Annotated in this window: 11 protein-coding genes; 6 read left to right on the top strand and 5 right to left on the bottom strand. The window is 62.0% G+C overall.

Features of this window, described 5'->3' with window-relative positions:
• Window positions 1-2: 2 nt before the first annotated feature.
• The 3 genes from ACN8ZM_RS30680 to ACN8ZM_RS30670 are packed head-to-tail and all read left to right on the top strand — an operon-like array spanning window position 3 to window position 4091.
• The gene (locus ACN8ZM_RS30680; RefSeq protein ID WP_420211667.1) at window positions 3-2177 is read left to right on the top strand and encodes a T6SS effector phospholipase Tle3 domain-containing protein; all 2175 of its coding nucleotides are present in this window, start codon (window positions 3-5) and stop codon (window positions 2175-2177) included.
• Window positions 2178-2236: 59 nt separating this feature from the next.
• The gene (locus ACN8ZM_RS30675; protein WP_420211666.1) at window positions 2237-3811 is read left to right on the top strand and encodes a type VI lipase adapter Tla3 domain-containing protein; all 1575 of its coding nucleotides are present in this window, start codon (window positions 2237-2239) and stop codon (window positions 3809-3811) included.
• Between the two features lie 19 nt (window positions 3812-3830).
• Window positions 3831-4091, top strand: a complete 261-nt coding sequence (locus tag ACN8ZM_RS30670) for a PAAR domain-containing protein (RefSeq protein WP_027790130.1) — start codon at window positions 3831-3833, stop codon at window positions 4089-4091.
• Between the two features lie 71 nt (window positions 4092-4162).
• On the opposite strand, the gene ACN8ZM_RS30665 is transcribed toward ACN8ZM_RS30670, so the two are convergent.
• Genes ACN8ZM_RS30665 through ACN8ZM_RS30655 form a run of 3 tightly spaced genes read right to left on the bottom strand, consistent with a single transcriptional unit; the run spans window position 4163 to window position 7807 of the window.
• Window positions 4163-5284: an aromatic ring-hydroxylating oxygenase subunit alpha gene (locus ACN8ZM_RS30665; protein ID WP_043186200.1), complete on the bottom strand. Its 1122-nt coding sequence runs from the start codon at window positions 5282-5284 to the stop codon at window positions 4163-4165.
• Window positions 5278-6858 (bottom strand): GH3 family domain-containing protein, encoded by a 1581-nt coding sequence (locus tag ACN8ZM_RS30660; RefSeq protein WP_420211665.1) that lies wholly within the window; start codon window positions 6856-6858, stop codon window positions 5278-5280. Before ACN8ZM_RS30660 ends, ACN8ZM_RS30665 begins: the two co-directional genes overlap by 7 nt.
• Window positions 6859-6871: 13 nt before the next feature.
• Window positions 6872-7807 carry a fatty acid desaturase family protein gene (locus tag ACN8ZM_RS30655; protein ID WP_420211664.1) on the bottom strand — a complete coding sequence of 312 codons (936 nt, stop codon included), beginning with the start codon at window positions 7805-7807 and terminating at the stop codon, window positions 6872-6874.
• An 11-nt stretch (window positions 7808-7818) separates the two neighbouring features.
• On the opposite strand from ACN8ZM_RS30655, the gene ACN8ZM_RS30650 reads away from it, so the two are divergent.
• Both ACN8ZM_RS30650 and ACN8ZM_RS30645 read left to right on the top strand, forming a co-directional pair.
• On the top strand, window positions 7819-8805 hold the full coding sequence (locus tag ACN8ZM_RS30650; RefSeq protein ID WP_420211663.1) for a metal-dependent hydrolase: 987 nt from the start codon (window positions 7819-7821) through the stop codon (window positions 8803-8805).
• A complete protein-coding gene (locus ACN8ZM_RS30645) occupies window positions 8802-9722 on the top strand; it encodes a hypothetical protein (RefSeq protein WP_043186194.1) in 921 nt (306 codons plus the stop codon). Before ACN8ZM_RS30650 ends, ACN8ZM_RS30645 begins: the two co-directional genes overlap by 4 nt.
• Here ACN8ZM_RS30645 and ACN8ZM_RS30640 read toward each other — a convergent pair.
• Both ACN8ZM_RS30640 and ACN8ZM_RS30635 read right to left on the bottom strand, forming a co-directional pair.
• The gene (locus ACN8ZM_RS30640) at window positions 9710-10831 is read right to left on the bottom strand and encodes a hypothetical protein (RefSeq protein ID WP_420211662.1); all 1122 of its coding nucleotides are present in this window, start codon (window positions 10829-10831) and stop codon (window positions 9710-9712) included. The two genes, ACN8ZM_RS30645 and ACN8ZM_RS30640, sit on opposite strands and share 13 nt — an antisense overlap.
• Window positions 10824-11549, bottom strand: coding sequence for a hypothetical protein (locus ACN8ZM_RS30635; protein WP_080741718.1), 726 nt, complete (start codon window positions 11547-11549; stop codon window positions 10824-10826). The genes ACN8ZM_RS30640 and ACN8ZM_RS30635 overlap by 8 nt, the downstream gene beginning before the upstream one ends.
• Before the next feature lie 122 nt (window positions 11550-11671).
• Between ACN8ZM_RS30635 and ACN8ZM_RS30630 the strand changes: the two genes are divergently transcribed.
• Window positions 11672-13096, top strand: coding sequence for a fatty acid desaturase family protein (locus tag ACN8ZM_RS30630; RefSeq protein WP_420211661.1), 1425 nt, complete (start codon window positions 11672-11674; stop codon window positions 13094-13096).
• Window positions 13097-13105: the final 9 nt, after the last annotated feature.

Below are 13105 nucleotides of genomic sequence, written 5' to 3'. Positions count from 1 at the left end.
TCATGTCCGATACCACAACCTCGTCGCCCCGGATCGTCGGCGAACGTCAGGCGATTCTCAATTGCAACCGGCCGCAGGATGCGTGCGTCAATACCGACGTACAAAATCGCTTTCCATGCACGACGATCCTGATCCATGGCGTGAATGACCTTGGAACGGATTTCGGCACGGTCGAAGGCGGGCTGTGCGAGGGATTGAACGACCGCCTCGGTCGCACCGATTTCAAGGGCGCCGAATACTCGCACGGCCGGATGGCGAACGACGCGAGCATGGTGAGCGTTGCCGACATGATGAAGAACATGGATGACGTCATCTATCGTCGGCAGGAAGGCGAGGATACGAAAAGCCCGTTGATTCCGTTTTATTGGGGGCTGCGTGTCGGGAAGGAGGACTTACCGCGCGACCCGAATCAGGAGAAGGTCAACGGCCAGTACGTTGATCGGTTCGGCAACCGCCTTGACGAGCATCGCGCGCGCAACGGCGGATTCTTTGCCAATGCGACCAACAACATCCCCGACATGTTCGACTCGAATTTCAAAGGGGGAATGACGACGAAGATTCTCGACCGGATGCAGGGCGACCCGACACACCCGCTTCGCGAAGCGGAAAATCGCCATTACATGGTGCTGGCGGCGCGGCGCCTCGCGGCACTGGTCAGGCAAATCCGCCTTATCGATCCGGACGGGACCGTCAACATCATTGCGCATAGCCAGGGCACGCTGATATCGCTGCTCGCTCAGGCCTATCTCGTCGAGGGGCTGATTCCAAACCAATGTGGCCCGGCTGACCGTCCTGCCGACACGCTGGTCCTGATCGACTCGCCGTACAGCCTGAGCGAGGAGTTCATGGATCGGCTGCTGCAACGTGGCGATCAGCAGCAAACGACCTACGCCCGTGCGAAAACGCTGGCCAACCTTGCGCAGCATGTGGCGAGCGGCAAATATCCGACGCCGCCACTCGATCAATTGAAGTACGAGCCAGGACGGGACAATTTTGGCATCGTCGGCCCAACGTGGGATCCCGCGCAGGCGACGCGCCTGAGCGGGTTGCAAGGCAACGAATGCGTCGTGTTCGCCGAGCGCGACAATCGCGGCAAAGTGTATATGTACTTTAGCCCGGAGGATGCGACCGTCGGTCTGCGCGGCGTCAATGGCATGGGTTGTTCCGGCTTGCCCGACTCAATCAACGTGCGTGCGTCGCAGCGGGGAAGCAAGCCTGAGAAAATCAATTTGCTGTCGGCGGCTTTCCGGCAGCGTATCTTTACCCGGCGTCTGCGGCAGGGCAAGCCGGTTCAGGTTGGTACGCCGCCCGGAAACTTTACGATGCGAGAAAAGGGCGAGACATCCCATGGCTTACCGGGCGGCTTCACGAATTGGGTGAAGTCGACACAGACCACCGTCGGAACCGAGCGCAATATCAACGGCGAAGCATTGACGCCACCATTCGATCCCGAAATGGAAGGCAATGTGCTAGCTGGAACGGAGGCAACGCCGCTCTCGGAAAATAATGCTGGCGAGCATGCGCCCGGCAAACAAGCCATTGACCAGCTCGAAGCGGAAATTGCCTTGAGCACGAACAGTGGCGAAGGTGCGTTGCAGCCATTGCCCGCACAAACCATCGACTGGCCAACGAGCGAGGACGGGACGCTGCCGACCTCCGCCGAGGTCGAAGCGTCGTTGAATGCGGGCAAGGATCCCGACGATCAGTGCAAGGTAGGCCGGGTCGTGTCGACTGTACCGCCGTCGCCCGGGCACATCGTCGTCTATCGGCAGGAGACGCTCAACGAAGCCAAGGTTCGGCTGATGAATAAGCATCGGGGAGACAGCTCATATCACTCGGCGGTCATGAGCGGTCGTAGAAATCACCGCTGCGCGACCGCGTTCGATGTGTCGGTAGGCCAGGCGCGTGTGCTGGACGATCCGGACTGGGCAAAACTCCTGCGGGCTATTGCTGATTGGAGACTTCCGGAGAGTGATATAACAAAAGCCGAGAGAAAACTCGGAAAAAAGCTCGACTCCGTAACGTCAGACATAGTAAAAGCCAATTGCAGCTATTACGAAAGCGGAGTTTTCCCGGAAAATGATATCGTGCCCAAGGATTTTCCTGATGGTGTGGTCAGTGAAACCAGGAAAGATCGAAATAGTGAAGGTGCTAAAGAAGCACGATCGGGACATTGATAAATTAATGCGCCATGATTACGACAAACGTCACACGACCACCAGCTTCACGAGTATTTTTGCTTGCGCTCGCAATCCTGACTCTCTTATGGATTGCAGTCTTTGAATTTGTTGTTGGAAGGGAGGGATTTTTGGGAGGGAATATTGCAATGTATCGACGCTTGTCGCTGTTGATCTTGCCGCCGCTATTGTTGGCGGTAGGCGTCAGTATCGCCTATGGTGCCTCGTTGCGTAGAGACTCGCCGCCTCGAGACACGACGGCTGCTGCTCGGCCCTCCAGCGCAAATGAAGCTGTCGCTGCCGGGGACGGATCCCGGGACGCACGGTTCACATTGGAGATACGACGCTTTGGCGTCGCCGTTGACCGGTTTCGCCAGCGTGCGCTATTGATGCGGCTGGACGAGGCAGGGGCCAATGGAACGTTGCTCCTGCAAGATCCCAAACAATATCCGTGGTCGAGTAGTGATCGAAGCTTTGCGGGACATAAGCGAGAGAACAACGTTTTCGGCTATACGTTGCGCGGATGGGTCGATTATTGGCCGATTCCCGTGATAGTGGCCGGGCCGCCGCGAAACGAGAGTGATCCGGATGCGGACCGGATGGCAACCCACATCAGTAGTGCGGATAACGGGGCGGGGATTGGTAATACCCTTTATACGCGACTTGATGAAATACATACTGCGCACGGGGACGACGTAATCTCTAGAGCGTTTGATATTTTTGACCGCGAGCCGGACTTGCCGGCAGTAATGTTGCTGGTTGAGGATGGAATCAACACGCGATCCTATTTGGGTACTCCGGGCGCCGATTACCTGGGTTTGTCTACAAAAGATGGAAACTTCGTACCAAAGAATCCGGACAGTTACGTTGCGTTGCTCGTGACGAGAAAGGATCGCGTTGATCGACTGATTCGTCCATATGTGGTGGACGCACCAGAGGCAATCGACAACACCCAGACCCGATATGACGTGATCAAGCTGTGGAACTATTTCTGGCAGCTACAGAAAGCCTACTGGAAAAAGGGTGAAAAAGAGATGCCGGTGGGCTACTGGCAGGCGAAGCTCCCCGAGTTCTGGAAGACCGCGTCACTGAAGATGCCGGACGGCTTCAAGCCGAACCCGTGGGTGCCGATTCCGTGGACGACGTGGCAACTGAAGGAGTACGACAAATGGCCGGTCCTGGCCAATCTGCATCGGCCGGTACGAGTCGATCTGAGCAACGGGCACGGGGCGCCGTTGAAGAAGGGCGAGCGAATCGAAAAGATCCGCGCCGGCTGGCAGCAGGCAGTGGGTACGCTTGCGCCCGGCGAGCAACCGGGACGGATGTTCTACGACACCGGCACCTCGGCCGCCAATCTCGCGTTGCTGGTGCAGTCGCTGCACGACAACCCGCAGCATGTCGATATTGACGATCCGAAAGATGCATTCGACATGCAACGCCGTATCGGCGGCGACACCGGAACGAGCTCGATCTGGGTCCAGACCGCGCTGGCGCTGATGATGGGTTATGGCGACGGGAAGACGAGTGCACTGATCAACCTGCGGGATCCGCTGCACGCCACGATCGTCATGCTGACGCCGCCGGACGTCGCGTCGCGGCAGGCGCATCCGCAGACGTTCAGCTGGGATTTCTGACGGACCGGATCGACACGTCATGGGTCAAAAGCGATACATCATCGAAGGCGATGTGCACAGCCACGGCGGACGCGTTGTGTCCGGGGCGCCGAACTCGCGAATCAACGGGCGCGCGATTGCACGCTTGCACGATCCCGCGATTTGCGAGATTCACGGCCTGACCTTCATTGCGACGGTGTCGGGCCACGCCCGGTTCGACGGGCAAGTCGCCGCATGCGACGGCGACTTGCTGGCATGCGGAGCACGCCTGATCGCGAGCCAGGACCAGACGGGAGGCTAACGGAAATACGGGGCACGTGGGCGGTGCACCGGTCGAGCCGGCCGGGCCTCGCCCGATCGCGCCGGTGACGCTCAGATCACGAATTCCATTGGCTTCGTGCCGCATTGCGCATCGGGCAACGGCTCGCCACGCTGCGTCGCGGCCAACAACCGGCCGATCGCAATGTGGACTACATCGGCGCGCACACTTGACGGCGTGAAGCCTGCGGCGTTGTCGAGTCCCTCGCGGTGCGCACGCATGATTCGCACGTCTTGCTGGATCACGGAATGCGTGTAGAGGTGCAGCAGCGGTTTCAGCGCGCGCAGCACCGCGGCCGGCAAGGCAAAGCGATAGGCGATGTACGTATAGACACGCGATCGACGCGTGTCGAGCGGCGTGATCTGGCTGATGATCAGAAAACTCGAGCGGCTACCCCAGTGATAGTCGCACCGCGTGACGTTCGGTGCATAAAAATGATCGGTATGCCGAAGCGGTTCCCTGGACGGATTGGTCAGCCAGTCCAGCATGCCGATCTTGTCGCCGTCATCGTGATACGTGACCTCGACGCTCTGCTGCTTCAGTTCGACGGTCGCCCGTAGTCGCCGCCCAGTGGATGAGCGAAAGATCCGGTCGTGCACGAACACCGTATGCGGGACGTCCATGAAGTTCTCGACCAGCGCACCGAGATCGCCATCGAACGTATTGACCATGTAGTACGACTGCCACGGCCGTTCGCCGTGGTGCGGCATGTCGAACGGCCGCTTCAGCGCCGGATCGCCTCGCCCGCGATAGACCCAGACGAGGCCGTGCCGAGTCAGCACCGGCAACCTGCGCTGACGATAGGGGTAGGTCGTACCGGTCGGTTCGGCGCTTGCGCCGTCGATGCTGGGAATTCGGGTGACGCTGCCGTGCTGGTCGTAATGCCAGCCGTGATACGGACAGACGAGGCAGCCGTCGATGACTTTCCCGGCCGACAACCGGGTGCCGCGATGCACGCATTGATCGACGAGCGCGACGATCTCGCCGTCGGCCGCCCGGAATAGCACGATGCCGAGGCCGAGTACGCGCGTGCCGAACGGTTTGTCCTGCTTGACCTCGGCTTCGGTGCCCGCGACGTACCATTGCTCGACGAGCGCGCCGAAGGCTTCGCCATCGGCGTCCGGCGCGGATTCGTCGCACGGGGGACACGTTGATGCGATCGGTATGTTCAACATGAGCACGCGTCCTCGATGAATGCGCGGAGTGCGTCCGCCACGGCGAGCTTGGCCACCAGTGCGCGGGGTTTGACATCGCCAGCCCGGATGCCTGCACGCTCGTGGGCTCGCTGGAGGAGATCCGCCAGCTGGGCGGCGCCCCCGGGTAGGCGTACCGCGCGCAACGGGCCAAGTTGGCCGATCGTGCGTGCGTGCCGGTAGTGAAAAGCGCGGGCGAGAGCCCGTTCCAGCGCATCGCGCAGGGCGGCGACGTCTTGCGTACCGCTTGCAAGCAACAGCAGGTAATGGGGCGGATCCGCGTCCGCGCACGGAATCACGCAACCTTCATCGCCCGGTTGCAGCACCTCGGAAAGCGACGCAGCCAGATAGGCTTCGTCCAGCTTTTCACCGACCAGATCGCTTTGCGTGCCCGCCCGCCCGACGAAGGTCACGCATGGCGTTCGTCCCGCATATCCGGTCACACGGACCTGATCGCCGAGCCGATAGCGGTACAGGCCGCCTCCGGTCGTCACGACGACCTCGACCGTATCGCCCGGCTTCAGTTCTTCCACGCCTATCGCGGTTCCGTCGTCGAGCAGGAACTCCAGGAAGTGGCTGCAGACGGCGAGGGGACAGCTGGCCGTATCGCCGAACGGCAGGCTGACCACCGCCTCGGTGGAAAACAAGCCTTTCGGGAGCCATGCGGCCTGCGGAAACAAGGTGCGGGCATGTGCGGCGTAGTGTTTGCTTGGGCCGTCCATCCAGCAACTCACTGCGGCGAGTTGTGGCCACAGCCGGCCGCAGTGGCCGTCGTCGAGTGCGCGCCGCAGCGCTGCCGTACGGTTCGACGGCAGCGAATCGAACAGGAAGGCGAGGGTATCGCGGCGTTGCGGTTCGGCGTCGTCGAACAGCGGACGAAGCAGACTGGTCAGGAAGGTCGGGCTCCATACGCTGATGAAGGCCAGATCATCAGCGGCGATCAGCGCACGCAACGTTTCGTTGCGCCACGCCCGACCATCACCCGACAGCGATGGTGCGACGAGCGTCGGCAGCAGATCGACGAGCGGGCTGTCGGCCAGGTAATCGAGATCGCTGTCCGATCCGATCATGATGCCGTTGGGCGCGCGTTCGCGCGCTTGCAGTGGAGGTGACATCGACCAGTACGCGCGCCCGGCCGCGACGCCGGGCACGGCGCGATGCAGATCGGAGAGCCAGACGATCAGCGCGAACTGCAATTCTTCGAGAAAGGCCGGCGTATAGGGAATGAGCTTTTGCTGCTCGCTGCCGCCGCTCGTGCGCTCGAAGAAGCGGGGTGCTTGCGCGGTCAGGATCGGAGCGGACTGCTGGAGTGCACGATCGATCCATTGATACATGCCGGAGTAGGATGTCGCCGGCACACGCTCGCGAAATTGTGCAGGATCTGCGATACCGGCAAATCCGTGGGCGACGCCGAACGCCGTGTCCCGATTCGCTGCGAGCAAGCGCGACAGATAGGCCGCCTGCGCGTCGCCCGGCGCATCGAGCGCACTCAGCCACGCACGACGGAAGGGTTCTGCGGCAGCGGAAAACGCGGCCCACGCATCCTGTGCATGCACGTGCGCCCTCTCGTCAGAAATAGGTTTTGTCGAGCTGTGTCAGATCGCTTGGCAAGCGCCGCGGTGCCTCGAACACATGCAGCCAACCGTACCACAGCGGTCGCGTCTCCGCCGCGTCGGAACACGTATGGAGTTCCTGCCAGCGCAGGCTCGGATGCCGGTGATGCGTCAGGTTGTAGTTGAAGTTGAGAAACGCCCAGCGGATCAGCGTGGGCGCACGCATGTTGTATGTGCCCTCGACAACGTCAAGCGGCGTGTGCATGTGATACACCCACTGGAGCGACGACCACGAAAACGCGAACGCGAGATAGGCAAGCGCGATGTCGAGCATGCGCCAGTCGAGCAATGCACCCAGTGCAGTCCACGCGGCCACACCAGCGAGGGTTTCGTATCGAATTCGTCGAAATTCGGCCTGGTCGAAGTCTCTGAACGCAGCTGCATACGTGTTGTCGTGTCCGTACTTCGCCCAGCCGTGGGGGATGCGACTCGGAAGCACGGCCAGGACGAGGCTGCCCACGAAACTCGCGAACCAGATGCCACCCACGATCGCCGCGTAGTATTCGATTCGCTTGCGCCAGAGCGAAGCATCCGGCTCGACGAAGTCCACCCGCTCCGCGAGCGTTCGATTGCGTATGTGGTGGCCGAGATGATTCACGTGGATCAGCGTTGCCGCCGCGCCAAACATGGTCGATGCCCACCCCATCATCAAGTAGTTGACCACCCGGCTCCGATGTCCAAAACCGTGGAAAGTTTCGTGCATCATCGAAAAAACACCTTGCATGATCAGGCAGAACGGTACGAGCGACAGCCAGCGGAAGGGGCTCGTACCGTGCGACAGCCACGTCAGGATGCCGACCCATGCAACGCTCTGCAGCGCGAGTACGCAGAGATTCAGCCGATCGAAATGTCGCGAACGATTATCTATGGCGCATGCATTGGCAACGAACATACAATTCGGGCATGGATGGTGGCGGCGACGCAGAGCATACCTTTGATCGCCACCATCGAACAACACGCGCGCCTGCGCTGGCCGTGCGCGTTACGCCACGATCGGCCACGACCATGTCCGCAAAACGAACCGACGATTCAATGCATGAACGCTGCAACGACGCGGCAGACATCCATCGACGCAATCTGCATTTTTGCTTTGCCGAACACATTCCGCGCTATTGGTATCGTGACAAAAGGCGCGTGACGCGCTTTTTCGACGCATTCTCGATCATGTTTCCACTTGGCGAGAAGTTCTTTGTCGATAGCGTGCGGCAGTACCGCGACGTGCTGCCGGCCGACGGCATGCTCGCCGCGCAAGCGGATGCCTTCCTCTACCAGGAAGCGGCCCACATTCGCGAGCATCGCGCGTACAACCGGCGCCTGGTTCGCCAGGGCATGCCTGTCGACGCGCTCGAGGCGCTCATGCGGAGACGGCAGCAACAATGCCGGCGGGTCGCGCCGCCGCTGCTTCAACTGACCTTCACTGCCTGTCTCGAGCACTACACGGCCATTCTGGCCGATCTGCTGTTGCGCGATCCGGCCATTCTCGACGGCGTCGCCCCGTCGATGGCCGCGATCTGGCGGTGGCATGCGATAGAGGAAACCGAACACAAGGCCGTCGCGTTCGACGTATTTCGCGCTTGCGGCGGCGGCGCGATCAAGCGCTATTTCATGCGGACGGCGGCGATGCTCGGCGTCACGGCATGCTTCATCGTCGATCTGGGCTATTTCATCGTCCGTCTCGCGCGTGCCGACCGCGACGCCGGCAATTGGCGAAGCTGGGCACAGCTTGGCTGGTGGCTGTTCGGCGCGCCGGGCATCGTTACCCGCGTGCTGCCCGCGTGGCTGGCATGGTTCTCGCCGCGTTTTCATCCTGCCCGAATCGGGAATCCGGCCACGCTGGCTGCTGCCCGCGCGGCACTCGCTGCCGATGGCGTGACAACGGAGCCGGCATGAGCGCACGGTGTCCGGCATGGTCGCCGTCCGGCTTCGACGAGTGGCGGCAACACTACCCATCGACGCCGTTCGAACCGGCACCCGCAGCACTCGACTGGACCCGGCGCTTCATCGAATGTTGGCACGCGCATGGCGCCCACGCATCTCCGGACACCGTCATCGTGCTGATTGCGGGGCTCTATTCCGAGTGGATACCTGCCTGCTTCCGGCATGCCGCGCGGGCGTTGCGTGCCGCGCGGTACCCAATCTTGCGTGTGCCGGTCCGCTCATCGCGCGCGGTTGCCGAGCAGGGCGCGCATATCGTGCGCAACCTGTATGCGCGCCTGCCCACTGATCGCCGCTTTATCGTCCTTACCCATAGCAAGGGTGGGCTCGATGCATTGGCGGCACTGCATGCGGATTCAGGGCTTCGTGCCCGCTGCGACGGTATCGCACTCGTTCAGCCGCCCGTCGGCCCGAGTGCGATCGTCGATGGCCTGCTCGAGCAGCGGGGGGCGCGCATCGATCCCGCATGGTTGGGTCGAGCCGCCGGGAGATTGCTGCGCACACGCTGGCTGCTTGCAGGCTCGCGCGATATCGGCAGCGGGCGCGACGCGGGCATCGCGAATCTGTTGTCTGCGGTGCCCGGTGGCCTGCACTGTGTGCATGTCGTGAGCTGGTCGATAGAACGCACGTCCCGGTTCGACGCACATCACTCACGCCTCGACAGCTACCGTCCCGGTTGTGCGCATGACGGACAGTTCTACCTCGACCACCAGACGATTCGCGGCATGCCCCAAGTGTGCGTGCCGCATCTCGACCATGGCCAGCCCGTACTCGGCGGCGCCGGCTTCGATGCGGGACGTTTCTGGCTTGCACTCGTTGCGCTCCTGAACGACACGCGAGCGGCAGCGGTCGCGAGCGGTCAGACGAGATAGATCTCGAATCCCGGGATCGCTTCGGCGCCACCCGGATCGAATGCGCTCGCGCCGGGCGTGGATAGCGTGTATAGATCCATCGGCAATGCGGTGTACCGATAGCCGTGCAAGGCGGGCCATAGCGGATCGTGATCGTACAGGCAAAGCTGCAGCAGGGCATAGCGGCTCCGCTCTCGTTGCCAGACCGCATCGAGCAGTGCCTGTGCGATGTCCGGGTCGCGTCCGCTCACATGCAGATGGGTCAGGTAAGTGTCCTGAAGCGGCTGGCCGGGTGCTGCGATGGGAGGGCGTCCGAGCAACGGGGCGATCGCGTTGAAGCCGTAGCGCAGTGCACCGAGGGAGCGCGGCAGACGTTCCAGCATGATGCGTTTGATACGTCCCGCATCCCACGGAGCAACGCAGCCCACGATACGACCTTGCGCGTTGCGTGCGATCATGAAACGTTCGATCCCGAAGTCGGGCCATGCGCTCAGGCGGCGCGCGAATTCGTCCGTCGTAAAGACGCAACCGAAGGGCTGGGAGCGCGATTCATGGTCCAGGAATGCGCGGAGTGCGTCGGCATCCGCGCCCGATGCGTTCGTGATCCTGACGGAGCCGCAGCGTCGCCCAGCGAAACGCCGTGCATAGATCGATACATTACTGTAGCCGCGCCAATGCCGAAATCCGAGCCGGGTCCGCTTGCCCGCCGTCCCGAATAGCGATTGCGTTGCGATCCGGTTGTCGCGGATGACGCAGCAGTACGTATGTTGCACATCCTCGTGCCGGGCGAGATCTGCGAGGCGATCGGCGACATAGTCGACCCATATGCGCGCCAACTCGCGATCGGGTGCGATGCGCAAGTCGCCAAGGTAAGCGATACGCTGTTTCTCACCGACGAGGTAACCGTCGCGAACGACCATGCTTGCCATTCCCTTGACGCGCCCGGTGTGGTCCTCCGCAAGCCAGGTTCGGTAGTCGTCCGAATGACACCGATGTAGCGCGAAGTAATCCGGTGACCGATCGAAGCGAAGCGGTAGCCCGCCGCGCATTGCATATCGCGCTTGAAATGCCAGGAGTCGCTCGTTGTCGGCCACAGTGGCCGGACGGATCCGCGTCGTCGGCTCATTCACCGGTGAAGATCCGCCTCGCCATCGGCCGGAGGTTTTCCGGCGTCAGTTCGCACAGACAGACGAGCTCGTTGCCGCGCGCATAGTCCGGATTACGTTCGAGAAAATACGCGACGTCGGGCATACGCCGGTGTATGTCCGGCACATCGGCAAGGGCGGGGGAGAGGCGGCCTTGCGGTACCGCAAAGTCGAGTATGCCCGACGCGGCGTCGTATGCCTGCCCGAAGCGTTCGACAGCCAGATGATCGAGCAATGCCTGACTCGCGGGTTCAGTTGGCCGATCGAATCGCGGGGAGAAGTCGTGCGCGAACGCGCGCAGGTAGCGGTACGTCCGATGTCCCTTGCAGATGAGAAACCAGTAAAGCGCGGCGTCGGGCGCGCGGCGCTTGAGCTCACCGGCGAGCCGGATCCAGCAAAACGCGAGTTGTTGGCTGCCCCAGCACGCGGGATCCACGATCGTATCGCCGGAAAACAGGATGCGTAGCGTAGTGCCGCGCCACTGCTGTTCGTAGAGTTTGAGCGTGGAGAAGCCGCGCAGCACGCCCGTGTCATCGCGCATGATGACGCAGTGCGTCTTGTCGTCGAGGTCGTGTTCGAAGCGTGCCCGTTCCGTATCCCGGTAGCAGGTCGAGTAGAGCGCATACATATGTGCAACGTCGACGTCGCGCAGTTGCGCACGTTGGATGGAACTGGCTCGAAGCGGCATAGCGTCGTTAATCATGCAAAACGATTTATTATGATACGCGATCGAGCCGCTCCCTTTTTATCATGCGCGCCATACCTCCCGTTTCCGTTTCCCGCGTACCGTCAGCGTTCCATGCGTGGCGCTGGCTCGCAATCTACGTGACCGTCTCGGGCGCGCTGTACTTCTGGGTCACGCACGCACCGATGGCGCCCGTGGCGCTGTTGCGGCCGGGACCGTACGATGCGTTTGTGCCGCACGTACCCGCCAGCGTGCCGCTTTATTTGAGTTACGCGCTCGTGATGCCGTCGATCGTCTGGTTCGGCCGGCGCAGCGATTGGCTGCTGCCCGCCTTTTTCGCGGGTGCGCTTGCGGCAGGCCTGTGCCTCGTCAGTCATCTGTTCTGGCCGACCGCGGTCATCCGGCCACCGGTCGCGACCGGATGGCTCGCTTGGCTGTATCGGATCGACACGCCGCTCGCAGCGAGTCCATGCGGACATGTTGCGCTGCCGGTGGCGGTAACCGTCGTGCTGGCGCTGCTACGTGTCCGTGCCGCGCGCTATTACGCCGCGTGGAGCGTAGTGTTGGCGCTCACGGTCCTGACGACCGGGCAGCATCTAGTCACGGACATGCTCGTCGGTGCCGCGCTCGGCATTGGCGTGGGCTGTGCGACGGCCCTGCTCGTCCGTCTCGACGTTGACTTGCGTACGGCCGGCGCATTGCTGCTCGAATGGCTTTGCATCGTTGTAACGCTGCGCGTTGCGTTATCGGCTGCGCACTGGGGCGGTTACCTCGCCGCGGCCGTCGTTGTCGCGACCCGACAACACGCGCTATTCATTCTGTACCACGATGCGACGCACTATCATTTGACCCGCCGCCGTTTCGCGAACGACTTTCTGATCAACGTCGCAATCGGGGTACCAGGCCTCGTGCCCATCGAATTCTATCGCCCGCTGCATCTCACACACCATCGGCACGTCGGGACTTCGCAGGATCCTGAGCGGAATTATCTCTATCACGCGCAGCCATGGAAGTTCGAGCCGCTCGACACGCTCCCGCTCATTCGACAATTGCTCGGTGATCTGCTCGTCGTCAACATGGTGAAAAACATGCGTGCATACCGGCGTGCGAACGGGCGAGGTGCACCCATGTCGCGCGCGCTGCTTGCGGCGATGGCGACCTGGGGTGTCCTGCTGGCGCCGCTGGTGCATGGATGCACGGTGCGCGAGCTGCTGACCCTTGCGGCGCTTTGGTTCATTCCCCTCGTGACGATCGGGGCGCTGCTGCAGAAAATCCGCAGCATTGCAGAACACAGCGGCGGCCCGGGTGTCACGGCGGGCTGGCACGACTGGACCTATTCGTGGCGCGTCGGGTTACTGGGGCGCTTTTTTATCTGGCCGTACCACATCAACTATCACCAACAGCATCATCGCGAGCCTGGCGTGGCGTGGCATCGCTTGCCCGGATTGCGTGCGGCGGACGAGCCGGTTCTGTCGTCGCGGCAATTGCCGGCGTTGCTCTGGTCCGGCGCATCCAGTGCCGCCCGGGTTGCCAAAGAGGGAAAGGGCTCGGCGACGATGCAGTGAAGTTGCCTG

The sequence above is a fragment of the Burkholderia aenigmatica genome (genome assembly GCF_048627025.1).
Lineage (GTDB): Bacteria > Pseudomonadota > Gammaproteobacteria > Burkholderiales > Burkholderiaceae > Burkholderia > Burkholderia aenigmatica.
The sequence above is the reverse complement of the archived record's forward strand: the minus strand, read 5'-3'. Positions and strand labels throughout refer to the sequence as shown.

Coding starts and splice junctions, on each gene's coding strand:
- ACN8ZM_RS30670 (WP_027790130.1), top strand. CDS start 3,831: ATGGGTCAAAAGCGATACATCATCGAAGGCGATGTGCACAGCCACGGC.
- ACN8ZM_RS30650 (WP_420211663.1), top strand. CDS start 7,819: ATGGATGGTGGCGGCGACGCAGAGCATACCTTTGATCGCCACCATCGA.
- ACN8ZM_RS30635 (WP_080741718.1), bottom strand. CDS start 11,549: ATGATTAACGACGCTATGCCGCTTCGAGCCAGTTCCATCCAACGTGCG.
- ACN8ZM_RS30645 (WP_043186194.1), top strand. CDS start 8,802: ATGAGCGCACGGTGTCCGGCATGGTCGCCGTCCGGCTTCGACGAGTGG.
- ACN8ZM_RS30680 (WP_420211667.1), top strand. CDS start 3: ATGTCCGATACCACAACCTCGTCGCCCCGGATCGTCGGCGAACGTCAG.
- ACN8ZM_RS30665 (WP_043186200.1), bottom strand. CDS start 5,284: ATGTTGAACATACCGATCGCATCAACGTGTCCCCCGTGCGACGAATCC.
- ACN8ZM_RS30655 (WP_420211664.1), bottom strand. CDS start 7,807: ATGTTCGTTGCCAATGCATGCGCCATAGATAATCGTTCGCGACATTTC.